The following is a 20,405-nucleotide window of genomic DNA, read 5'->3' as shown; positions in this document are numbered from 1 at the left end:
GACGGGCAGCCGCATGGGGACGGGCCTGCCGTTATCAGGCCGTGCCCGGTGACGAGGTGTCGCCCGCGAGTCGCGGATTCCGGGCGGAGCTGACCGGCCGTGGCGCCGCGGTTCGGCGCGCTTCACCTTGCAATGCTCTGTTCAACAGAGTATGTTCGCCGCCGTGCCGAGACGATCATCAGAAGTCAGCGAGCCGATGTACTTCGTGCTCACCGTGCTGCTCGACGGTCCGCTTCACGGTCACGCGATCCTCAAGCGGATCGGCGAGCTGTCGACAGGTCGGGTCCGCCCGACGGTCGGCACCCTCTACGCCATCCTCGAACGCCTCACCGCTCGCGGCGTGCTCGCCGTCGATCGCGAGGAGACGGTCAACGGTCGCGTCCGCCGCTATTTCCGCATCACCGACGAAGGGGCGGCCATCGTGCGGATCGAGGCCAGACGTATGAACGAGGCGGCGGCCCTGGTCCTCGACCGTGAGGCTCTCGCGTGACGCGGCTCGAGCGGCGCTACCGCAGGCTGTTACTGGCCTACCCGGTGGGCTATCGCAGGGCGCACGGCGACGAACTCGTCGACATCCTGCTCGACACCGCCGAACCAGGGCAGCGGTCTCCCGACGTCAGGGAGGCAGCGGGGCTGCTGCTGGGCGGGCTGCGCACCCGCGTCGAGCACGCGGCGCCCGGCCTCGCCTGGCCCGACGGCCTGCACCTGGGCGTAACCGCGCTGGCCGTCGCCAACCTCGCCGCGCTGCTGCCATTCGTCGCCGCGATCCCGCTGTGGACGGCCCTGTCCGCGCTCACCGTGCTGGCCGTCCTGCTGGGAAGGGTACGGCTGGCGCTGCCCCTCCTCCTCCTCACCGGGGCGAAGGCCACGGCGGTCGCGGCGGGGGCGCAGTTGTTCGATCACGTCCTCATGCCGATCACGTCCGACGCCCAGTCGCCGAGCGGCCTGTTCGCCACAACCGGCCCGGCTGCCGTGGCCACCTCCTACGCGCTCGCCTTCGCCGGGTCGCTCGCGTTGGCCGCGCGCGGCCGGCCGCTGAAGGCCCGCTCCTGGGGGTGGTGGTGGCTCGCGATCGTGCCCGCCATCTGGACGGGACCCGTCCTGATGAACGACTCGAACTTCCCGATCAGCCTGCCCCGACTGGCCCTCGAACTGGGCCTGCTGGTGTTGGCAGTCTGCGCGGCCCGCATGGCGCGCGACCCGCGGTGGGGCATGGCGGCGCTGGTCTACCTTCTCTCGGCCACGGCCATGATCGCGGAGAACAGCTCGTACCTGACCGTGCGGCATCTGGCCTACTGGGCCGTGCTCGCCCTTCCCTCCGTCGCCGCAGTCCTCGTGTCACGCGACCATCGCGGACCCGTCCTGCGCTGACTCTGCCATGTCCTGTTTGGAGATCCCATGAGAGCTTTCGTCGCGGCGGCCCTGGCGCTTGCCGTACTGACCGGATGCGCCACCCAGGCGCCCGAGCCCGTCGCCTCCAGCGCCACCGGCGCGGGGAAGGACGCCAAGGAGACGAAGTGGAAGCTGGAGAGAGCGAAGGCCGACTGCATGAAGCAGAAGGGCTTCAAGTACATCCCGTTCATCATGAGCGAGCCCAAGGAGACCGAGGCACAGAAGAAGATGGCGCACGGTGACTACGCCGCGGCCAAGGAGTTCAGGACCAAGTACGGCTACCAGGCTTTCGCGCGGTACATCTATCCCCATGACTCCGCCTCCGGCGCGCTGGTCCCTGAAGACTTCGGGGAGGATCCCAACGCGAAGGTCAGGATGAACGAGGCGCAGTTCAGAGCGTTCGAGACCGCGAAGCAGGCCTGTAGCACGAAGGCCTTCAAGGTGGTGCTGAACAAGGACGTGAGCAGCATCATGGACGTGGCGAACCTACAACGCGACCTCTCTGATCGGCTCACCGCCCGGCGGCTCGACGGCGACTCCGAACTGGTGCGGCTAGCCGTGACGTTCGGCGACTGCCTCAAGGCGAAGGGCTACGCGGTCACCTCGCTCAAGCCGAGTGACCTGGCCAAGCGGGGCGAGAAGGCCATGTTCGCGGAACTCGACAAGCTGGGCGACGACTCCCATGGCTTCCCGGAGCTCACCGCCGAACAGGCCAGGCCGCACTTCGCCAAGGAGGTCAAGGACGCGCTCGACGACCTCGAGTGCGGCAAGGAGTTCTACGCGCGCTACTCCCCCATCTCCACGGCCATCCGCCAGGAGGCGGAGGAGCAGATCCCGTGGTGAGCCGGACGGTACCGCAGAGCGTCATGCGCGCAGGACCGGCCGGCTCCCTGTCCCCTGTCATCGATGGTCGGCTCCGCGTCCAGCCCGTGCGAGGGCGAGAACGCTACTCTGACCTTCCCGGTCAGCCAAGGAGCCGATCGCCTGTCGTACGGTCGAGGGAGACAGGTGAGGGGAGGACCGACGTGGTCCCAGGCTGCGGCAACTGCGATTGCTACGTAGACGACAGAGTGATCTTCAGGCCCCCGGACGAACGCTGAGCCGACAACCGTGGTGGAGGGCCCGGTCCCTCCACCACCTCGTCCAGGGAAGCCGTTGCGACCGTCCGTGCCGTCAGAGCATGACGTGGGATTCAGGGTGTCCGACGAAGGAGAACTGCGCGACCCTGTTCAGCTTGATGTCGTCGGCCTGCCAGGTGTGCATGGCCGAGTCCGCGCTCCGCCAGTACACGAAGTTGAACCGGTCGGCCGAGTAGATCTTGACCTTGTCCTCCTTCAGGCGTCGCACCAGGTGGGTGTCCTCGCCGCGGGTGATGTCCGCGAAGCCGTACGAGCGGAACATGTCCGCCGTGCCGAGGAACGTGCCGCCCTGCACCAGCCACGTGTACCGGTGCTCGAGCCCGGGCAGCCGCAGCATGGTCGTGTTGGTGCCCTCGAAGTAGGTGTAGTGGGCGCCCTTGCCGACCAGCTCGGCCTCGGAGTAGTCGAACGCCCGCACCAGGTCGGACAGGTAGTGCTCGCCGTACAGGTTGTCGTCGTCCATCTTGGCGACGAGCTCGCCGTCGGCGGCCGCGATGCCCAGGTTCATGCACGCGCCCAGTGACATCTCGGCCGAGGCGGGCAGGACGACGACGTCGGAGATGCCTGCCATGCGGGCCTTGTCGGCGACGACGACGGGGTCGATGTCGAGGCCGTGCAGGACCATGACGAGCTGGAGCGGCCGGTGGCGTTGCTTGGCGACCGAGCTGATGGCGTGCTCGATCTGCGCGGCGCGGTTGGTGGGCAGGACGACGGAGATGGAGCGCGAGCGCGACTGGGTGGGGCGGCCCATGAAGCCGAGGATCTGGTCGACGCGGTGGGAGAACAGGTGCTTGTCGAAGACCTCGCGCATGGCGAGGTGGCCCATGCGGGCGCGCAGCTCGGGGCTGTTGATCAGGTGGAGCACCTGATTGAAGGATTCGATGGGCTCGCGGGCGATGGGCACGAGCGGGCCGAAGGTCTCCTCGATGGCGCGTGACCAGCCGGAGACGACGGGGGTGGCGCACGCCGACAGCTCGAAGACGCGGCGCGCGCACATGGTGGGCGAGTCGAGCACCGAGTTGACGTTGAGGAAGACCTTGTACATGCGGTAGGCCGCGAGCATCTGGTCGTAGGGCAGCTCGCCGACGATGTGCGGCTCGTACTTCTCCGGCCACGCGTACTTGTCGTCGACGGAGCCGTTGCGGGCGAAGATGTGCAGGCCGAGCTCCCTGATCGGGTCGATCACGGTCTCCATCTGCTCGCGTCGCTCGGGGTGCTTGTCGCGGAAGTACATGCCCGCGAAGACCACGTCGTGCAGGCGGCCCTGCTTCTGCTGGATGGGGTTGTGCACGCGGGGCTGGGCGGCGAACTGCAGGACGTCCACCCGGTCATGTCCCAGAACTTCACGATATTTCGGGACCATGTCGCCGTCGCACGTGAACACGTAGTCGAACAGCCTGGCCGTGTCGATGAAGAAGTCGAAGTTGGGCGGGTCCTCCTTGTTCCAGAAGACCGTGGGGACGCCCTCGGCGCGACACCATTCGATCAGGTCCCTCAGCTCCTGCTTGGGGGCGTTGGTCCCGGTCATCTGGTAGCGCCAGCGGCCCTGGTTGCCGTGCCAGGCCGACTCGCAGAAGAGCAGGTCGGGCCGCTTGTCCTCGAAGATCGCCGGCCAGTCGCGCAGCCCGAACTCGATCTGGTCCCACTCGTAGCGGAACGCCATCCTGGAGAAGTCGTCCAGGATGACCGCGACCTTCAGGTCGGGCCTGTTGACGGGCCCCGTCGGCCACTTCACCGTGGGCACCTCGACCAGCGGACGGCGCTTGCCCGCCGCCTCGGTCACCTCCGAGACCGGCGTCGGAGCGGCGGGCGCCTTCTCGTGCGAGCGCACCGCCGCCACGACCTTGCCAGGGCTCTTCGACGTCAGCGCCTCGCCCAGCTTGAACGAGCGCTTCGCCTGGGTGGCCTGGAGCTTCCACGTGGAGTACTCGGCGCGAGCCTCGGCGATCTCCAGCCGCCGCCGCAGCTCCCTGATCTCCGCCTCGTACCTCTCGACGAGCTTGCGCTCCTCAGGGAGCCAGTTGATCGGCCCGAGTCGCTGGAAGGTCGGCTCTTCTGAAGACATCCGCTCGCCCTAACGTGTCAAAGGAGGTCTGTCATGGTACGGCTACAGCCGCCCGTTTCGTGAGGCAGGCGAAAGGTTTTCCCCTTTCAGCCACGATGCGACGACCCGTGCGATTCTCGGCCCGGCGGCGCCGTCCCACAGCACGGGCAGCTCGCCCGCGGGGGTCGTGGCTCCGTCGGACAGCGCCTTGGACGCGGCGGCGGGCAGCCCCGCGGGCGTGACGAGCTTGTTGGTGCCGTGGGTGACCGTGATCGGCCGCTCGGTGTTGGGCCTGACGGTGAGGCACGGCACGCCGAGCATCGTCGTCTCCTCCTGCACTCCGCCCGAGTCGGTCACGACCAGCGCCGCGCCCCGCACGAGCGAGAGGAAGTCGACGTAGCCGAGCGGGTCGACGACCTTGACGTCCGGCCCGTCGACCAGCCCGACCGCGGCCAGCTGGGCACGCCCGCGCGGGTGCATCGGCACCACGAGCGGGATCTGCGCGGCGACGTCGAGCACGGCGGAGACGAGTTCGAGAGCCGCCTCGGGGCTGTCGACGTTCGCCGGGCGGTGCAGCGTGGCCACGGCATAACGAGAAGGTATGCCGAGCCGCTCGACGACGGGGGCCGGGTCGAGCGAGGGGAGCGCGGCGAAGAGGCTGTCGATCATCGGGTTGCCGACCAGGTGCGTCTTGGCGGCGGGCACGCCCTCGGCGGCCAGGTAGGACAGCGCCTCGGGCGAGGTGGCGAACAGCAGGTCCGACAGCGAGTCGGTGACGATCCTGTTGACCTCCTCCGGCATCGCGCGGTCGAAGGAGCGCAGCCCCGCCTCGACGTGGGCGGTGGGGACGCCGAGCTTGGCGCAGACGAGGATGGCGGCAAGCGTGGAGTTGACGTCCCCGTAGACGATCACGAGGTCGGGCTCCTGCGCCATGAAGACCTCTTCGAGGCCGACGAGGAGAGCCGCGGTCTGCTTGGCGTGCGTCCCCGATCCGACTCCGAGGTTGGCCACCGGAGAGGGGAGTCCGAGGTCGGCGAAGAAGACGTCGGACATCAGCGCGTCGTAGTGCTGACCGGTGTGGATGATGCCCTGCCGCACGCCCAACTCGTCGAGCCCGCGGACCACGGGGGCGGCCTTCACGAAGTTGGGACGGGCGCCGAGGACATGGAGGACCAGGGGGTTCTCCCTCATCTACCTCGCCTTTCATAGCGGAAGGGGAAAAACGTTGCCTATGGTACGGTCACCGCGTGGTATCCGACGCCAGACCAAAGGTTTCCGCCAAGTCGGCCAGGGCCGGAGTCGGTGGACTTCTCAAAGGGTTCATCCAGCACCCCGTCATCGTTTCCCGCGTCGTCCTCGCGAAGGTGAAATCCGACCCCGTCCGGGTCGCGCAGGCGGCCGCTGACGCGCTTCCCCCGAAGCTGCGCCCCGTCGTGGGCAAGGTCGCCTGGCCCGCCGCCCGCAAGGTACGGCGCGCCGTCCGCAAGGTCGGCATGCGCGTGGTCAAGGCGCCGTGGAACGAGGCGAAGGCGCACTGGGACGCCGGACGGGTCGCCGAGGCCGCCGAGGTCCTGGAGCCGCACGCCAAGTACCCCTTCGTGAGCCGCAGAGCCGCCTACTACCGGGGCGAGCTGGCCGCGATCAGCTCTGACCCGATCCCGCCGCGTCCCAAGGTGGCCGTCGGCGAGCGCGTGGCGGGCAGGGTGCTCCACGTGGTGACCAACGCCCTGCCGTACACGCAGGCGGGTTACACGGTGCGCACGCACAGGATCGTGTCCGCGCAGAAGGAGAAGGGCCTCGACCCGCACGTCGTGACCAGCTGGGGCTGGCCGATGCTGCAGGGCCACGCGGACGCCGCGCCCTTCGAGGAGCTGGACGGCATCCCGTACCACCGGCTGCTGCCGGACGGCAGGCAGGAGATGCCGTTCGAGACGCGCGGGCGGATCATCCTGGGCGCCGAGCGCATCACCGAACTCGTCGCCAAGCTGAAGCCGCAGGTGCTGCACGCGGCCACCGACCACCGCAACGGTTCGATGGCGCACGCCGTGCGCGAGCGCACCGGCACGCCGTTCGTCTACGAGGTGCGCGGCTTCCTGGAGGAGACCTGGGCCTCCCGCGACCCGATCCGCATCGGCAGCCAGCGCCACGTGCTCCAGCGCGACCGCGAGGCGTTCCTGATGCGCGAGGCGGACGCGGTGGTCACGCTGGCCGAGACGATGGCGCAGGAGATCGTGGAGCGCGGTGTCCCGCGCGAGAAGATCCGCCTGGCGCCCAACGCGGTGGACGACTCGCTGCTGACGGCCGACTACGACGGCGCGGCCTTCCGCAGGTCGATGGGCATCGGCGAGGACGAGATCGTCGTCGGCTCGGTCTCCAGCATCGTGGCATACGAGGGCTTCGCGACCCTGCTGAGAGCCGGCGCGCTGCTCAGGGACGACATCAGGGTCCTCATCGTCGGCGACGGCACCGAGCGGGACAACCTGCTGGAGCTGGTGGAGGAGCTCGGGCTCAGGTCCGCGATCCTGCCGGGCAGGGTCGGTCCCGAGGAGGCGCTCCAGGCGCAGGCGGCGATCGACATCTTCTGCTGTCCGCGGGAGGATCTGCGCGTCTGCCGACTCGTTACGCCATTGAAACCCGTCGAGGCGATGGCGCTCGGCAAGCCCGTCGTGCTCAGCGATCTGCCCGCGCTGTCCGAGCTCGTCGGCTCCGAGGGAGCGGGCCTGCTCGTCTCGCCCGGCGACCCGGAAGCGCTCGCCAAGGCGCTGTCCGAGCTGCGGCAGGACCCCGCCAGGAGGGCTGAGATGGGTGAGGCTGGAAAGGCGGAAGTGGCGGCCAAGCGTACGTGGAGCCGCGTTGCCGAGACCTATCGTGACCTTTACCGATCTCTTGCAGACCGATGACCTACAAGTTCGCTGTCTGTTCTGACGGGTTCAGTCGCATTAGGCGTGAGCTAGGTGGACTTGAGATAACCTTTGCGACCATGAAGTGTTCTAAGGCGATGTCGTGACGGATTTCGACCTGGCGGTAATCGGCCTGGGTTACGTCGGCATGCCGCTGGCCAAGGAGGCCGTCGCGGCAGGTCTGCGGGTCGTCGGCGTGGACGTCGACTCCCGCAAGATCGACGCGCTCAACGCCGGTCAGTCCTACATCGACGACCTGACCGACGCTGACCTCGAGCACATGCTTGCCAACGGCTTCAGCGCCACGCTCGACGATTCGGTGCTGGCCACCAGCGACACGATCGTCATCTGCGTTCCCACGCCGCTGGACGAGGACCACCGTCCCGACCTGTCGGCGGTCGAGGGTGCGACCGCGTCGGTCGCGCGCAACCTGCAGCGGGGCACGCTCGTCGTCCTGGAGTCCACCACGTACCCGGGCACCACCGACGGGGTGGCCAGGCCGCTTCTGGAGACCTCGGGCCTCGTGGCGGGCGTCGACTTCCAGCTCGCCTTCTCGCCCGAGCGCATCGACCCGGGCAACCCCAAGTACGGCCTGCGCAACACGCCCAAGGTCGTCGGCGGCTTCACCGACACCTGCCGCGACCGGGCCGCCGCCTTCTACGGCCAGTTCATCGAGCAGATCGTGCCCGTCAGCGGCACCCGCGAGGCCGAGATGGCCAAGCTGCTCGAGAACACCTACCGGCACGTCAACATCGCCCTCGTCAACGAGATGGCGATCTTCTGCGACGAGCTGGGCGTCGACCTGTGGGAGGCGATCGAGGCCGCGGCGACCAAGCCGTTCGGCTTCCAGAAGTTCCTTCCGGGTCCCGGTGTCGGCGGGCACTGCATCCCCGTGGACCCCGGCTACCTGTCCTACACCGTTCGCAAGCTCGGCTACCCGTTCAGGTTCGTCGAGCTGGCGCAAGAGATCAACGAGCGGATGCCGTCGTACGTGGTCAACCGCGTACAGCGACTGCTCAACCGGCACAAGAAGGCCGTGAACGGCTCGAAGGTGGTGCTGCTCGGCGTCACCTACAAGCCGGACATCGCCGACGAGCGCGAGACCCCCGCCCTGCCCGTCGCGCGGGCGCTCCTGGAGCTGGGCGCGGAGCTCACGTTCGTGGACCCGCACGTCAAGAAGTGGTCGGTGGACGGCACAGAGGTGCCGCGTGAGGAGGACCTGGCCGAGGCCGTAGTGAACGCGGACGTGACGCTGCTGCTGCAGCAGCACGCCGCCTTCGACCTCGACATGGTCGAGGACAAGGCCAGGCTCGTGCTGGACACCCGAGGCGTGCTCGCCGAGGGTGAACGCGTCGAGCGGCTGTAGCGACAGGGGGCTGCGCGCAGTGCACGTGCTCGTCATGACGGTGGTGCATAACCCCGAGGACGCCCGGATCCTGCACCGGCAGATCCGCGCCCTCGTGGATGCCGGTCATGAGGTCACGTACGCGGCGTCCTTCTCCGCCCACGGCGTGGTCGCTAGGCCGTGGGTCAACGGCATCGACCTGCCCAGAGCGGCCCAGCGCAAGCGCCTGCGGGCGGTGTGGGCCGCGCGCAGGGTGTTCAAACGCCTGCGCGACAAGGTCGACCTGGTCCTCATCCACGACCCCGAGCTGCTCTTCTCCGTCTGGGGCGTCCGCCGCAGGCCGCCCGTGGTCTGGGACGTGCACGAGGACACCCCCGCGACGCTGTCGCTCAAGCCGTGGCTGCCGTCGTTCCTGCGCCCGCCCGTGCGCTTCCTGGCCCGTCTGCTGGAGAGCACGGCCGAGCGCCGGCTGCACCTGCTGCTGGCGGAGACCGCCTACGCGGGCAGGTTCAAGCACGCGCACCTCATCGTCCCCAACGAGACGTGGGTGCCGGACGCGGTCACCCCGCCGGGCGACGACAGGGTGGTCTACCTCGGCTGGCTGTCCAGGGCGCGCGGCGTCCAGGAGGCGATCGAGGTCGGCAGGCTGCTGCAGCCGTACAGGGTGGCGGTGGAACTGATCGGCTACGCCGACCCGCAGTCGCGCCCCGCGCTCAACCAGGCGGTGGCCGATGGCGTGCTGGAGTGGCGCGACTTCATGCCGAACGACGAGGCGCTCAAGCGGCTCGACGGCGCGCTGGCCGGCCTGTCGCTGCTGCACGACGAGCCCAACTACCGGCACTCCATGCCCACGAAGATCGTGGAGTACATGGCCCACGGCATCCCGGTGATAACGACGCCTTCGCCGCGCGCGGTGGAGCTGGTCGAGCGGTACGAGAGCGGGATCGTCGTGCCGTGGGAGGACCCGAAAGCCGTGGCCCAGGCCGTCCTGTCGCTGAGGGACGACCAGCGCGGACGGCACGCGATGGGCGCGCGCGGCTACGCCGCCGCCCGCGCCAACCACCACTGGCCGACCTCGGCACGCAGGTTCGTCTCCCAGCTCGAGTCCTGGGCGGGCGTCAAGAAGTAGCGGTTCATCTCCTGCAGATCACGAGGGCGGTAGGTTCCTGAACGTGCGCTGGCTCATTGTGCTCCTGGGTGCGGCGATCCTTGCCGCCATCGCGGCGGTGGTCGTCGTCCTTCCCGACAAGAAGCCGATCTCGAGCGACACCCGGGCCTCCGCCGTTCCCTCCACCTCGAAGAAGGCGCTGCCGCAGCCGACCGCCAAGGAGCTCGTCGACAGGTGCGGAACCTTCGACCTGCAGGACGTCAAGCCGTACGCGGTCACCGGCTACTGGATCACGCCGTCGAGCAACCCGTGCACGTGGCGCCACCAGATGGAGGAGATCCACGCCGCCGGCGGCGACACCGTCATCAGGATCGGCTACGGCCTGCAGTACCGCACGGTCAAGGACGGCCGGATCCTGACCAGGGACGGCGAGGTCGACCCCCGCTACACCGACTGCGAGGGCTGCTGGACCCAGGCGGACGACGACCTCAAGCAGGCCAACCCGGGCAACAGGATCGGCCGCACCTTCGTGTACCGGACCGACGAGGCGTTCGGCCCCGGCCTGTTCCGCTGCCCGCAGATGGAACGCGCCATCGAGGCGGGCAAGCGCGTCTACTACCGGCTCATCGCCCCGCCCGACGGCTCCGACGACGCCACCTGCGATTTCACCAAGACCGGACGGACCTACGACCTGATCCTGATCGCCGCCGCGAAGGACGACAGTCTCGAGCAGCTGCTCGACCTCGGCGACAAGTTCGGCGTGCAGGTCTTCCCCTCGCTGCCCATGGCGCCGCGCGACTCGAACGTCGCCACCAAGGCCAGCTCGAAGCACCTGCCCGTGCTCGTCACGCTGACGCGCAGGATCCTGCAGGACTACGGCGACCGCTTCAGGGACAGGGCCTCGCTCGGCGGCTTCTACCAGCCCTTCGAGCTGCAACTGGGCGCCACCATGGCCACCAACCCGACCCTGCAGGTCTACTCCGAGCAGCACACCATCATCGAGCAGGAGCTGCCGGGCAAGCCGATCCTGGTCAGCCCCTACATGGACGCGCGCAAGCGGGTGCCGTTCGGCCAGACGCCCAAGCAGGTGGCCGAGGGCTTCAAGGCGCTGGCCAAGTCAGGTGTCGGCATCATCGCCCCGCAGGACAGCAGGGGCACGGGCAAGGTCGGCCTGTTCTGGCCGGACCAGCGCGACAACGAGGTCGACCCGCGCCTGCGGCCCGTCGTCGGCGAGACCACCTATGACACCGCCTACTACGGCTCCACCCGCGACTACTACCGCGAGATGGCCGCCGCCCGCGAGCAGCTGGTCGAGGACGGCTTCGAGGTGGAGCTGTGGGCGAACGTCGAGTCGTTCGAGCCGTCGGCCGTCACGCCGTGCCAGCCCCAGGGCACCCGTGGCGCCACCGACAAGAAGCGCCTGGACGCCGCCGTCGCCATGACGGGCCGGTACGTGCAGAAGGTCGTCTCCTACATGTGGAGCGACTTCTTCACCTGCGGCGACACCCCGCTCAAGGACCAGGTCATGGCCGACCACCTGCGGCCCATCGCGGTCGACGCGGTCAGGACGTCGCCGAACGAGGAGGACGGCGTCGAGGTCCGCGGCTACAACCTGGAGCCCGGCGGCACCATCCGCCTCACCTGGCCCGGCGGTTCGGCCGAACTGCTGATCAGCGCCACCGACGCCCCCAACGAGGCCATGGCCGACCGCATCGTGGTCGCCTGGGTGCCCTTCGACTGGTCGCAGGTCCCGCTGGGCGTCTGGGTCTCGGTCGGGGTCGTCTCGCCCTCGGGCCTGGAAGCCACGGAGCCGCTGCACGTGCGCGTCAGCGTGTAACGTGCCTGGCATGGTCCCCAGCGTCCCGGTGAGCGTGGACCTTGTCGTGCTCACTGTCCGTTGCCAGGCGCTCTCGGCTCTGGTGTGGCGCCGCGACAACCCGCCGTTCCTGCGCAGGTGGTCGCTGTCAGGCGGGTTCATCCAGCTCGACGAGGACCTGCCCGACGCCGCCCGCCGGATCCTCGCCGAACGCGCGGGACTGCCGGGCGCGCCCGTCCACCTGGAGCAGCTGCAGACCTACGGCTACCCCGACCGCGACCCGCGCCAGCGGGTCCTGTCGGTCGCCTACCTGGGGCTCGCCCCCGACCTGCCCGCCTCGGAGAAGGCGCACATGGCGTGGGTGCCCGTCTACGAGCTGAACGTCATGGCCTTCGACCACCGGCGCATCATGCTCGACGGCATCGAACGGGCCAGGGCCAAGCTGGAGTACACCTCACTGGGCGCGGCGTTCTGCCCGCCCGAGTTCACGGTGGCGGACCTGCGGCGCGTCTACGAGATCGTCTGGGGGCGGCCCCTCGACCCGCGCAACTTCCACCGCAAGGTGACCAAGGCAGAGGGCTTCCTGGTGGAGACGGGCTCGACGACCACCCGCGACGGAGGCCGCCCCGCCAAGCTCTACCGCCGCGGGCCCGCCGAACTCCTCCACCCTCCGATGCTCAGGTCGCTCAAGGAGTGATCAGAGCCGCTCGATCTCGGTGAGGTCGATGTCGATCTCGTACGGCACGCTCACCTTGAACTGGGGGCCCACGAGCACAAGAGTGCCATCGATCAGCTCGCTGTGCGGCGGGATCTGCGGGAGTCTGTCCAGGTCATCGGCCGTGAACCCACCCGGAGGCGGAAAAATCCACCCAGGCGGCGACTCCGTCTGCTCGGTGGGCAGCAGAGCACTCATGTCATCCTCCCGATCGGGCACGGCTCGCCTCCAAGCATCGCATCGTGACGTTCTCTGTGCCCCAACGTACGCCCTGCACACGCCTCATCCGGTGCGTGAGCGGTCGGGCAGGCGGCGGGACCGTCGGGCGGAATCCTGCCATTCCGGCCGCGGACTACCATGGGGCCATGCCTCGTTACCGTGCGATTCTTGACTCGATGCCCCCATACAAGGCGGGCAAGGCCGTGGTGAGCGCCGACGGGCGGTCGTTCAAGCTCTCCTCCAACGAGTCGCCCTACGACCCGCTGCCTTCGGTCGTCGAGGCGATCGCCGAGGGCGCGAGGCAGATCAACCGCTACCCCGACCCCGGCGCGGTCAGGCTCACCGAGACGATCGCCGCCAAGCACGGGGTGCCGCCCGAGCACGTGGCGCTGGGCGCCGGCTCGGTCACCGTGGCCCAGGAGCTGTTCGAGACGTTCGGCGAGCCGGGCGTCGAGGTGATCTACGCGTGGCGCTCCTTCGAGGCGTACCCGCTGCTGGCGGACCTCGCGGGGGTCACCTCCGTGAAGGTGCCGCTGGACGGCGAGGACCACGATCTCGACGCGATGGCGGCGGCCGTCACCGACCGCACCGGCATGATCTTCGTCTGCAACCCGAACAACCCGACGGGCACCTCGATCAGGCGGGCGGAGCTCGAGGCGTTCCTCGACAAGGTGCCCTCCGACGTGCTGGTGGTGCTGGACGAGGCCTACCGCGAGTACGTCCGCGACGCCGACGTGCCCGACGGGCTCACCCTCTACAGGGACCGGCCGAACGTCTGCGTCCTGCGCACCTTCTCCAAGGCGTACGGCCTGGCGGGGTTGCGCGTGGGTTACCTGATCGCGCACGAGCCCGTGGCCGCCGCGGTCCGCAAGACGATCATCCCCTTCGCGGTCAACCACCTCGCGCAGCTGGCCGCCATCGCCTCGCTGGAGGCTCCGGCGGAGAAGGAACTGCTGGAGCGGGTGGACTCGGTGGTCAAGGAGCGCACGAGGGTCCGCGAAGCGCTCATCGCGCAGGGCTGGACGGTGCCGCCGTCGGAAGCGAACTTCGTGTGGCTGCGGGTGGGCGAGCGGACGCTCGACTTCGCGGCGGCCTGCGCGGTCGAGGGCGTGGCGGTGCGGCCGTTCGCCGGTGAGGGGGCACGCGTGTCGATCGGCACCCCCGAGGCCAACGACGCCTTCCTCCAGGCGGCGGCCGGCTTCCTGAAGTCCCTCCCGTAACCGCACGGGCCTTCGCCTGGCGCGGGTCGACTCGGGCCGGTCCTGTACGTCATCGGTTCAGGTGAGGTCGTGGCGCTTGAGCCAGCGGGCGATCGCCTGGCCGATCGCGTCCGGCTGGTCCTCTGGCGCCTGGTGGCCGGCCGGGCCGATGCTTTCGACTTCGAGGCTCGCGGCGTGTTCCTTGGCCCAGGCCGCGATCTCGGGTGAGCCGATGCCCACCCCGTCCTCGACGGTGAGCAGCAGCTTGGGCACGTCGGGGGTGTCGGCGAGCCACTGGCCGTAAGCGTCGACACGGTCCGCGACGTCGGCGGGCTCGCCTTCGATGGGGATCTGGCGGGGCCACTGCAGGAGTGGCCGCCGGGAGGCGGGGTCGGTGAAGGGCGCCCGGTAGACGTCGTGGTCCTTCTCCGCGAGCCCCTTCTGGATGCTGAACGGATGCGGCAGGGCGCCCTCGATCGCGAAGTTCTCCCGCAGGAGCATGGTCTCCCCGATGCCGGGGGTGCGCAGCGTCCGCATGTGCTCCACCACGTTGGGCGGGAACTCGTCCCAGCTCTGCGCCCGCAGGAAGGTCTCCATCAGCGCGATGCCCTTGACGCGCCCGGGGTGGCGGGCGGCCCAGTCCATGCCGAGCGCGCCGCCCCAGTCGTGGCCCACGATGACGACCTCGCGCAGGTCGAGCGCCTCGAACCAGGCGTCCAGGTAGCGGGCGTGGTCGACGAAACGGTAGTCGATATCGGGCTTGCCGGACTCGCCCATCCCGATCAGGTCGGGGGCCAGGACGCGGGCCCGGTCGGCGACGTGCGGGGTGACGTTGCGCCAGATGTAGGACGAGGTGGGGCTGCCGTGCAGGAACACCACCACGGGCCGGTCGGGCCGGCCGGTCTCGACGTAGGCGATGTGGGAGTCGAGGATCTCGACGGTAGGCATGATCGTGGGTCCCTTTCCGATGAGCGGGGGTCGTCAGTTCTCGGCGTTGAGCCGGGCGGTGATGAGGGTCAGCACGCGGCCCGCGGTCTCCAGGTCGCCGGGCGGGATGTCGCCGTAGACCCGGGCGATGATCTCGTCGATCGCGCTGCCGATCTCGCGGTGGCGCTCCTGCCCCGCGGGGGTGAGTTCGATGGTGGGCGCCTCGCCGGGCTGGACCTGGAGCAGGTGCGCGGCGGTCAGCTCGGTGAGGGCTGCCAGCGCCGCCGCGTCGGGGATCTTCAGCGCGCCGGTGATCCGGCCGATGAGCTGGGCGCGGTCGATGGTGCCGCCGCTGAGCGCGGTGAGCTTGAGTGCCACCCACTGGTGCTTGGTGGTGCCGGTGCGGCTGAGGACGCGGTCCAGGAGCGGCTTGTGGGCGTTCTCGGCCTGGCCGACGATCTGCGGGTTGAGGGTGGTGGGCATGGTCACTCCTTGAGAGCCGGGGTGTCGGTCGCTGACACCTAGAACATAATGGCACTCAGTCTCGTTTAATAACAAGCCCCATTAGAGTCTCGCTCTCTCCGCGACTCACGGAGCGCCGCCGTACACACCCTGTGGAAAAGGAAAGAGGGCCGTCCTCCCGGGGGATGGACGGCCCTCTGGCCAGGTCATTCCAGGCGTAACAGGCGCGACAGCGTGATCAGGTGCGAGGCGTTCGTCGCCGTGTGGTTCGTGTACTTCGTGGCCGCCAGCGTCCACACCTGCCGGTCGAACTCCGAGAGCTCCAGCCACGAGTGCAGGTAGTAGTCGACCCCGTTGGCCGCCCCCGTCCCGTCCACGTACAGGCTGAACGCCGGCGCGCTCGTCGACCCGTTCCACATCTTGCTCTTGAGCGTGTTCTTGAACGCCGTCATGTCGGCCGCCGTGAACACCTGCGCCCGACGGTAGAACTCCACGAAGGCCGACAGGTCCACGTTCCCGTGCGAGAGGTCCTCCTTGGTGGTGGTGTACGTCCCGTAGTTCCAGACGTAGGCCCCTGCCGAGTTGGTCAGATGCGCCTTCGCCCACTGCGCGACCCTGGTGGCCCTGTCCAGGTAGGTGGGGTTGCCGTTGACCTCGTGCAGCACGGTCAGCAGGTTCGCGAAGCCGAGCGGCATGTTGAACGGCAGGTCGTCGTAGCTCCTGACGTGGCTGAACGTGTCGACGTTCGGCGGCTGCTGGTAGGACGTGCCGTTCCAGGTGTTGCCGAGGTAGCCGCTCTGCTCCCACCGGGGCACGATCTCGTTCTCGAGGAACGCCCGATAGGTCGCGGTTTTCGCGCTGTATCCGGACAGGGCGGGGGTCTGGGCCACCAGCCGGATGAACTCCGCCATCGGGAGTCCGATCATGGCGTCGTGCACGATGTAGGGGAAGATCCCGTTCAACCGTACGTCGTCGAAGTACGCCGACCCGCTCACCGTGTACGACGCGTGCTCCAGCCACACCTCGGGCGCCCGGCCCGCCGGGATGTCGCAGCTCGTCTGCTTGAGCTGCCACGCGGTCGACGCGTACTCCAGCATGCACAGCGTCGTGGACCCGTCGCGCAGCACGACCCGCCCGACGACCGAGCCGGTCCGCTTGCCCCACGCCCGCAGGACGTGCCTGGTCCCGCCCGCGTAGCTCGCGCCGATCTTCTGCCGGAGCTTCTTCCACTTCGTCTGGTCGGAGACGACCCGCACGGACTGGGTGCCCGTGCCGCCGCCCGGCACGTCCGTGGTGCGGTAGACGTGGCTGCCCGTGTCCTGGAACCTGGTCCAGTTCGCGGGCAGTGTGGCGTCGCCGCTCGTGGCCGTCTCGAAGCTCGGGTTGGCCAGCTCGGGTGGTGAGTACTGGCTGGTGCTCCAGCCGCTGAAGCCGTCGTTGTCGATGTCGTCGGCGTTCGCGATGATCGTGTCGGCGTGCGTGACGATCTTGTCGAGCCAGGTGGTGTCCTGGGTGGCGGCGTAGACGTCGAGGTAGCTGCGCAGGATGTAGCTCTCGCCCCACGCCAGGTTCGCGCTGTTCGGGTCGGTGTAGACGAGGTGGCCGATCGTCGCCTCCAGCGCCTTGTACTTGGTGAGCCACACACTCTCGGCGGCCGAAGCGGGGGCGGGGGTGGCGGTCAGCAGAAGGGAGGCGGCGGCGATCAGCTTCAGTAACATCATGCCCCCCTGCGCGCGTGCCAGTTGAGGTAGGCGACGCAGCCCAGGTAGGAGCCGAGCTGCGGCTCGACGGCGCGGGCGTCGTAGATCGAGCGGGAGTGGCTGAACACCGCGTCGTCCCACTGTGCCACCGCCATCCAGCGGGGCGCCTGCAGGTACTGCCCCGCGCTGGTGGTGCTGCCCGTGCCGTTCACGCGCTGGAAGGCGGTGGGGAGGCCGTCGCCGCCCGTGGTCGCCAGGTTCTTGCTGTAGGTGCGCGCGAAGCGGGCCATGTCCTGGCCCTTGTAGAAGAGGTGGTTGCGGAAGGCGGCCGCGGCGAACTCCACGTCGATGGCGCCGTGGCTGAGGTCCTCGATCCCCTGCCCCGGGTTGCTCGACGGCGTGTACTCGGAGACGTCGTCGGTCTTGGCGAACCCGCTGTAGACCTTGCCGAACGTCGGCCAGTACGTCCAGACATAGGCGTCGTCGGCGTCCACCTTGAGCTCGCGGGCGAACGTGCGCGCCATCCGCGTGGCGCGGTCCCTGTAGAACGGGTCGCCGGTGGCGGCGGCCAGTTCGGCGTAGGTCTGGCCGAGCGCGAGGCTCTGGTTGGTGGGCTGCTCGGTGCCGTCGTTGCCGAGCGGCGTGCCCTTGTTCCACACGAAGTACCCGTGGCCGTCGTCGGTCTGGCGCCACTCGTCGTCGTGGACGGCCGCCGCCTCCCTCGCGGCCTTGAGGTACTCCACGGCCTTGCGCCGATACGCCGGTACGGCCAGCAGCCGCGGGCTCCTGAAGACGGTCTTCGCGAACGACGCCATCGGATAGGTGATCATCCCGGTGTGCACGGTGAACACCACCGGCTGCGAGGTGAACGGGGTCGGGCCGAGCACGGGCGTCGCGTTGCCCGAGGGGGAGGGCCTGAGCTCGCGGGCCGTCACCAGCGTCGGCGTCGGGAACGCGTCGAAGATCCTTCGCACCGCGTAGTCGGGGGCGGACGGGTCGAGCGACAGGTCGGGGAAGGTGGCGACCAGGTTGGTCTTGTTGTTCTTCACCTCCAGGGTGAAGCGGCCCTCGCCGGTGCCCGCCCGTACGGTCGCCACCGCGTTGTCGGCGTAGGTCAGCGCCGTCCGCACCTCCAGCAGCGGCGTGCCGTCCGCGGCCTCGAGCGTGACGCGGCCCGCGGTGTAGGGCGCCATGGCCCGCCACGCGGGCAGGGAGAGCCCTCGGTAGTCCTTGACGCCGCGCACCGAGTCGCGGTTGGCCAGCACCAGGTCGATGTTGGTGGTGAGCCGGTCGAGGTAGTGGGTGTCCTTGTAGGCCTCGTACATCCTGATGAATCCGGCCAGGACGTACGACTGGCCCCACGCCAGACCGCCGTGCTCGTTGGTGTCGGTGGGCTGGCCGCCGTTGCCGCTCTCGTGGAAGACCTTGTCGAACAGGTCGAAGGTCTCCCTGGCGGTGTAGTCGTATCCGGCCGCCGCGGCGGCGTGTGCGGTGCAGGGAAGGCCGCCGAGGGCGCCGAGCGCCAGGGCGCCGAGGGTGAACTGCCTGCGGGAAGGGTGCATGTGAGGACCTCCGGGGGGTGAGGGTACGGCGTCAGCCCTTGACCGCGCCGCGCATGCCTTCGAGGATGTGGCGTTGCATGAGCATGAAGACGATCACCACCGGGATGATCGAGATGATCGTTCCCGCGGCGAGCGTGCGGACGTCGGTGCCGGTGATCCCGGCGAGGTAGGCGATCCCGAGCGCGATGGGGTACTTCGCGGAGTCCTTCAGCACGACCAGCGGCCAGATGAAGCTGTTCCAGACCGAGATGAAGCCGAAGATGCCGAGGATCGCCAGCGTGGGCCTGGCGGCGGGGAGCATGACGTGCCAGAAGATGCGCAGCTCGTGACAGCCGTCGGTGCGGGCGGCGTCGACGATCTCGCGTGGCACGCCCGCGAACGTCTGTCTGACCAGGAAGATCCCGAAGGCCGACAGCAGTCCCGGCAGGATCACGCCCGCGAACGTGTCGGCCATCCCGAGCTGGGAGACCACGAGGAACCTGGGGATCAGCATGACCTCGCCGGGCAGGAACATCGTCGACAGGATCGCCAGGAAGATGAGGTTGCTGCCGCGGAAGCGCATCCGCGCCAGCGGGTAGGCACACAGGGCCGAGATCAGGATGTAGAGCGGCACCATGAAGCCGACGTAGATGACCGAGTTGATCAGGTAGCGCGGGTACGGGATCGCCGTCCACGCCTCCTTCACCCAGTCCAGCACCGGTGGCCTGGGAATGATGTCGGGAGGAAAGGAGAAGACCGCCTGGCCCGAAGGCTTCAGTCCCGCGGACAGCAGGACGAGGAACGGGCCGACGAAGGCGAGCGCGATCGCCGTGAGCAGCACGTACATGCCTGCGCGTCTCATGCTCGCCCCCTGGTGATGCGGTAGTTGAGCATGGCCATCGCGATCATCACGACCCAGAGCACGAGCCCGATCGCGCTGGCGTAGCCCATGTCGTAGTGCTCGAAGCCGGCCGACCAGATGTAGTAGCCGAGGGTCAGGGTCGCGTCCTGCGGGCCGCCCCTGGTCATCACGTAGACCGAGGTGAAGGCCTGCATCGCGTCGAGCATCTCCATGGTGATCGCGACCGCGATGTAGGGCACCATCAGCGGCACCGTGATGCGGCGTAACCGGTCCCACGCGTTGGCGCCGTCGACCCTGGCCGCCTCGTAGAGCGAGCCGTCGATCGTCTGCAGGCCCGCCAGGTAGATCATCATGTAGAAGCCCATGCTCTTCCAGCCCTCGACCAGGATGAGGGCGGGCAGCGCCCAGAACGGGTCGAGCAGGTACTGGATCGGCTGGTCGAGCAGCCCCGCCCCGGTGAGGATCCAGTTGAGGACGCCCTGCTGGTGGAAGACGTACTCCCAGGCCACCGCGACGGCGACCATCGAGGTCACCACCGGCAGGTAGTACAGCATCCTGAACGTCCTGATCCCCGGCAGCTTCTGGTTCACCAGTACGGCCAGCAGCAGCGGCGCCACGACCAGCAGGGGGAACAGGCCGACCAGGAACAGCACTGAGTTGAGCGTCGCGGTCCAGAACTTCGGGTCGCCGACCAGCCTGGCGAAGTTGTCCAGGCCCACAAACTCGGGCGGGGACACCACGTCGTACTCCATGAAGGAGAGCTGGACGGCGGTGAGGGCGGGCCAGACGAAGAACACCCCGAACAGCGCCAGGGCGGGCAGCGCGAACAGGTACGGCGTATACCACCGCTGCCCTGGGATCCTGCCGACTGCCATGTGAGTCCTAAAGTCCGTATAACGGCGGCCAGAATTTCGTGCAGCGTAAGCGGACTTCCGGAAAGCCGTCAATCCCTTCCTCCTCAAAGGCCACGAAGTGGGGGATTGACGACTTCTCTCCCCAGTGTCATTCTGCCGAAAGTAGCCGTTGAGGACGGCCA

Annotated in this window: 17 protein-coding genes and 1 pseudogene; 9 read left to right on the top strand and 9 right to left on the bottom strand. The window is 68.7% G+C overall.

Annotated features, from left to right (window positions below; genetic code table 11):
- Positions 1 to 163: 163 nt before the first annotated feature.
- Genes AB0B45_RS12970 through AB0B45_RS12960 form a run of 3 tightly spaced genes read left to right on the top strand, consistent with a single transcriptional unit; the run spans position 164 to position 2,235 of the window.
- Positions 164 to 490: a PadR family transcriptional regulator gene (locus AB0B45_RS12970; RefSeq protein ID WP_358129274.1), complete on the top strand. Its 327-nt coding sequence runs from the start codon at positions 164 to 166 to the stop codon at positions 488 to 490.
- A complete protein-coding gene (locus tag AB0B45_RS12965) occupies positions 487 to 1,371 on the top strand; it encodes a hypothetical protein (RefSeq protein WP_358129271.1) in 885 nt (294 codons plus the stop codon). The genes AB0B45_RS12970 and AB0B45_RS12965 overlap by 4 nt, the downstream gene beginning before the upstream one ends.
- A gap of 27 nt (positions 1,372 to 1,398) precedes the next feature.
- Positions 1,399 to 2,235: a hypothetical protein gene (locus AB0B45_RS12960; RefSeq protein WP_358129268.1), complete on the top strand. Its 837-nt coding sequence runs from the start codon at positions 1,399 to 1,401 to the stop codon at positions 2,233 to 2,235.
- A gap of 330 nt (positions 2,236 to 2,565) precedes the next feature.
- Here AB0B45_RS12960 and AB0B45_RS12955 read toward each other — a convergent pair whose 3' ends face one another.
- Positions 2,566 to 4,596 (bottom strand): glycosyltransferase, encoded by a 2,031-nt coding sequence (locus tag AB0B45_RS12955; protein WP_358129267.1) that lies wholly within the window; start codon positions 4,594 to 4,596, stop codon positions 2,566 to 2,568.
- A 42-nt stretch (positions 4,597 to 4,638) separates the two neighbouring features.
- Positions 4,639 to 5,766 carry a UDP-N-acetylglucosamine 2-epimerase (non-hydrolyzing) gene (wecB, locus tag AB0B45_RS12950; protein WP_358129266.1) on the bottom strand — a complete coding sequence of 376 codons (1,128 nt, stop codon included), beginning with the start codon at positions 5,764 to 5,766 and terminating at the stop codon, positions 4,639 to 4,641.
- 173 nt (positions 5,767 to 5,939) lie between these two features.
- Between wecB and AB0B45_RS12945 the strand changes: the two genes are divergently transcribed.
- The 5 genes from AB0B45_RS12945 (at position 5,940) to AB0B45_RS12925 (ending at position 12,441) form a co-directional block, all read left to right on the top strand.
- Positions 5,940 to 7,475 (top strand): glycosyltransferase family 4 protein, encoded by a 1,536-nt coding sequence (locus AB0B45_RS12945; protein ID WP_358129263.1) that lies wholly within the window; start codon positions 5,940 to 5,942, stop codon positions 7,473 to 7,475.
- A gap of 103 nt (positions 7,476 to 7,578) precedes the next feature.
- Positions 7,579 to 8,841: a nucleotide sugar dehydrogenase gene (locus AB0B45_RS12940; protein ID WP_358129261.1), complete on the top strand. Its 1,263-nt coding sequence runs from the start codon at positions 7,579 to 7,581 to the stop codon at positions 8,839 to 8,841.
- A gap of 19 nt (positions 8,842 to 8,860) precedes the next feature.
- Positions 8,861 to 9,949 carry a glycosyltransferase gene (locus AB0B45_RS12935; protein WP_358129257.1) on the top strand — a complete coding sequence of 363 codons (1,089 nt, stop codon included), beginning with the start codon at positions 8,861 to 8,863 and terminating at the stop codon, positions 9,947 to 9,949.
- A 43-nt stretch (positions 9,950 to 9,992) separates the two neighbouring features.
- Positions 9,993 to 11,765, top strand: a complete 1,773-nt coding sequence (locus tag AB0B45_RS12930) for a DUF4434 domain-containing protein (RefSeq protein WP_358129254.1) — start codon at positions 9,993 to 9,995, stop codon at positions 11,763 to 11,765.
- Between the two features lie 10 nt (positions 11,766 to 11,775).
- Positions 11,776 to 12,441, top strand: a complete 666-nt coding sequence (locus AB0B45_RS12925) for an NUDIX domain-containing protein (RefSeq protein WP_358129251.1) — start codon at positions 11,776 to 11,778, stop codon at positions 12,439 to 12,441.
- Between the two features lie 60 nt (positions 12,442 to 12,501).
- Here the strand turns inward: AB0B45_RS12925 and AB0B45_RS12920 are convergent.
- A pseudogene (locus tag AB0B45_RS12920) lies at positions 12,502 to 12,657 on the bottom strand (Uma2 family endonuclease); the annotation flags it as partial.
- Positions 12,658 to 12,824: 167 nt separating this feature from the next.
- Here AB0B45_RS12920 and hisC point away from each other — a divergent pair.
- On the top strand, positions 12,825 to 13,898 hold the full coding sequence (gene hisC / locus AB0B45_RS12915) for a histidinol-phosphate transaminase (RefSeq protein ID WP_358129249.1): 1,074 nt from the start codon (positions 12,825 to 12,827) through the stop codon (positions 13,896 to 13,898).
- A 57-nt stretch (positions 13,899 to 13,955) separates the two neighbouring features.
- On the opposite strand, the gene AB0B45_RS12910 is transcribed toward hisC, so the two are convergent.
- The 6 genes from AB0B45_RS12910 to AB0B45_RS12885 all read right to left on the bottom strand — a co-directional run bounded on the left by AB0B45_RS12910 (position 13,956) and on the right by AB0B45_RS12885 (position 20,244).
- Positions 13,956 to 14,825, bottom strand: a complete 870-nt coding sequence (locus AB0B45_RS12910) for a haloalkane dehalogenase (protein WP_358129246.1) — start codon at positions 14,823 to 14,825, stop codon at positions 13,956 to 13,958.
- A gap of 33 nt (positions 14,826 to 14,858) precedes the next feature.
- Positions 14,859 to 15,287 carry a hypothetical protein gene (locus AB0B45_RS12905; protein ID WP_358129243.1) on the bottom strand — a complete coding sequence of 143 codons (429 nt, stop codon included), beginning with the start codon at positions 15,285 to 15,287 and terminating at the stop codon, positions 14,859 to 14,861.
- A 185-nt stretch (positions 15,288 to 15,472) separates the two neighbouring features.
- Positions 15,473 to 16,987, bottom strand: a complete 1,515-nt coding sequence (locus AB0B45_RS12900) for a hypothetical protein (RefSeq protein WP_358129240.1) — start codon at positions 16,985 to 16,987, stop codon at positions 15,473 to 15,475.
- Positions 16,984 to 18,528: a hypothetical protein gene (locus AB0B45_RS12895; RefSeq protein WP_358129237.1), complete on the bottom strand. Its 1,545-nt coding sequence runs from the start codon at positions 18,526 to 18,528 to the stop codon at positions 16,984 to 16,986. The genes AB0B45_RS12900 and AB0B45_RS12895 overlap by 4 nt, the downstream gene beginning before the upstream one ends.
- 31 nt (positions 18,529 to 18,559) lie before the next feature.
- Complete coding sequence (locus tag AB0B45_RS12890) at positions 18,560 to 19,369, bottom strand: carbohydrate ABC transporter permease (RefSeq protein WP_358129235.1); 810 nt, start codon at positions 19,367 to 19,369, stop codon at positions 18,560 to 18,562.
- Positions 19,366 to 20,244 carry a sugar ABC transporter permease gene (locus AB0B45_RS12885; RefSeq protein ID WP_358129232.1) on the bottom strand — a complete coding sequence of 293 codons (879 nt, stop codon included), beginning with the start codon at positions 20,242 to 20,244 and terminating at the stop codon, positions 19,366 to 19,368. The genes AB0B45_RS12890 and AB0B45_RS12885 overlap by 4 nt, the downstream gene beginning before the upstream one ends.
- Between the last annotated feature and the right edge of the window lie 161 nt (positions 20,245 to 20,405).

This window comes from Nonomuraea sp. NPDC049152 (assembly GCF_040648355.1).
Taxonomy (GTDB): Bacteria; Actinomycetota; Actinomycetes; order Streptosporangiales; family Streptosporangiaceae; genus Nonomuraea.
This window is presented reverse-complemented; position numbering and strand designations above follow the sequence as displayed.

Coding starts and splice junctions, on each gene's coding strand:
- AB0B45_RS12910 (WP_358129246.1), bottom strand. CDS start 14,825: ATGCCTACCGTCGAGATCCTCGACTCCCACATCGCCTACGTCGAGACC.
- AB0B45_RS12925 (WP_358129251.1), top strand. CDS start 11,776: ATGGTCCCCAGCGTCCCGGTGAGCGTGGACCTTGTCGTGCTCACTGTC.
- AB0B45_RS12890 (WP_358129235.1), bottom strand. CDS start 19,369: ATGAGACGCGCAGGCATGTACGTGCTGCTCACGGCGATCGCGCTCGCC.
- AB0B45_RS12955 (WP_358129267.1), bottom strand. CDS start 4,596: ATGTCTTCAGAAGAGCCGACCTTCCAGCGACTCGGGCCGATCAACTGG.
- AB0B45_RS12905 (WP_358129243.1), bottom strand. CDS start 15,287: ATGCCCACCACCCTCAACCCGCAGATCGTCGGCCAGGCCGAGAACGCC.
- AB0B45_RS12895 (WP_358129237.1), bottom strand. CDS start 18,528: ATGCACCCTTCCCGCAGGCAGTTCACCCTCGGCGCCCTGGCGCTCGGC.
- hisC (WP_358129249.1), top strand. CDS start 12,825: ATGCCTCGTTACCGTGCGATTCTTGACTCGATGCCCCCATACAAGGCG.
- wecB (WP_358129266.1), bottom strand. CDS start 5,766: ATGAGGGAGAACCCCCTGGTCCTCCATGTCCTCGGCGCCCGTCCCAAC.
- AB0B45_RS12885 (WP_358129232.1), bottom strand. CDS start 20,244: ATGGCAGTCGGCAGGATCCCAGGGCAGCGGTGGTATACGCCGTACCTG.
- AB0B45_RS12960 (WP_358129268.1), top strand. CDS start 1,399: ATGAGAGCTTTCGTCGCGGCGGCCCTGGCGCTTGCCGTACTGACCGGA.
- AB0B45_RS12900 (WP_358129240.1), bottom strand. CDS start 16,987: ATGATGTTACTGAAGCTGATCGCCGCCGCCTCCCTTCTGCTGACCGCC.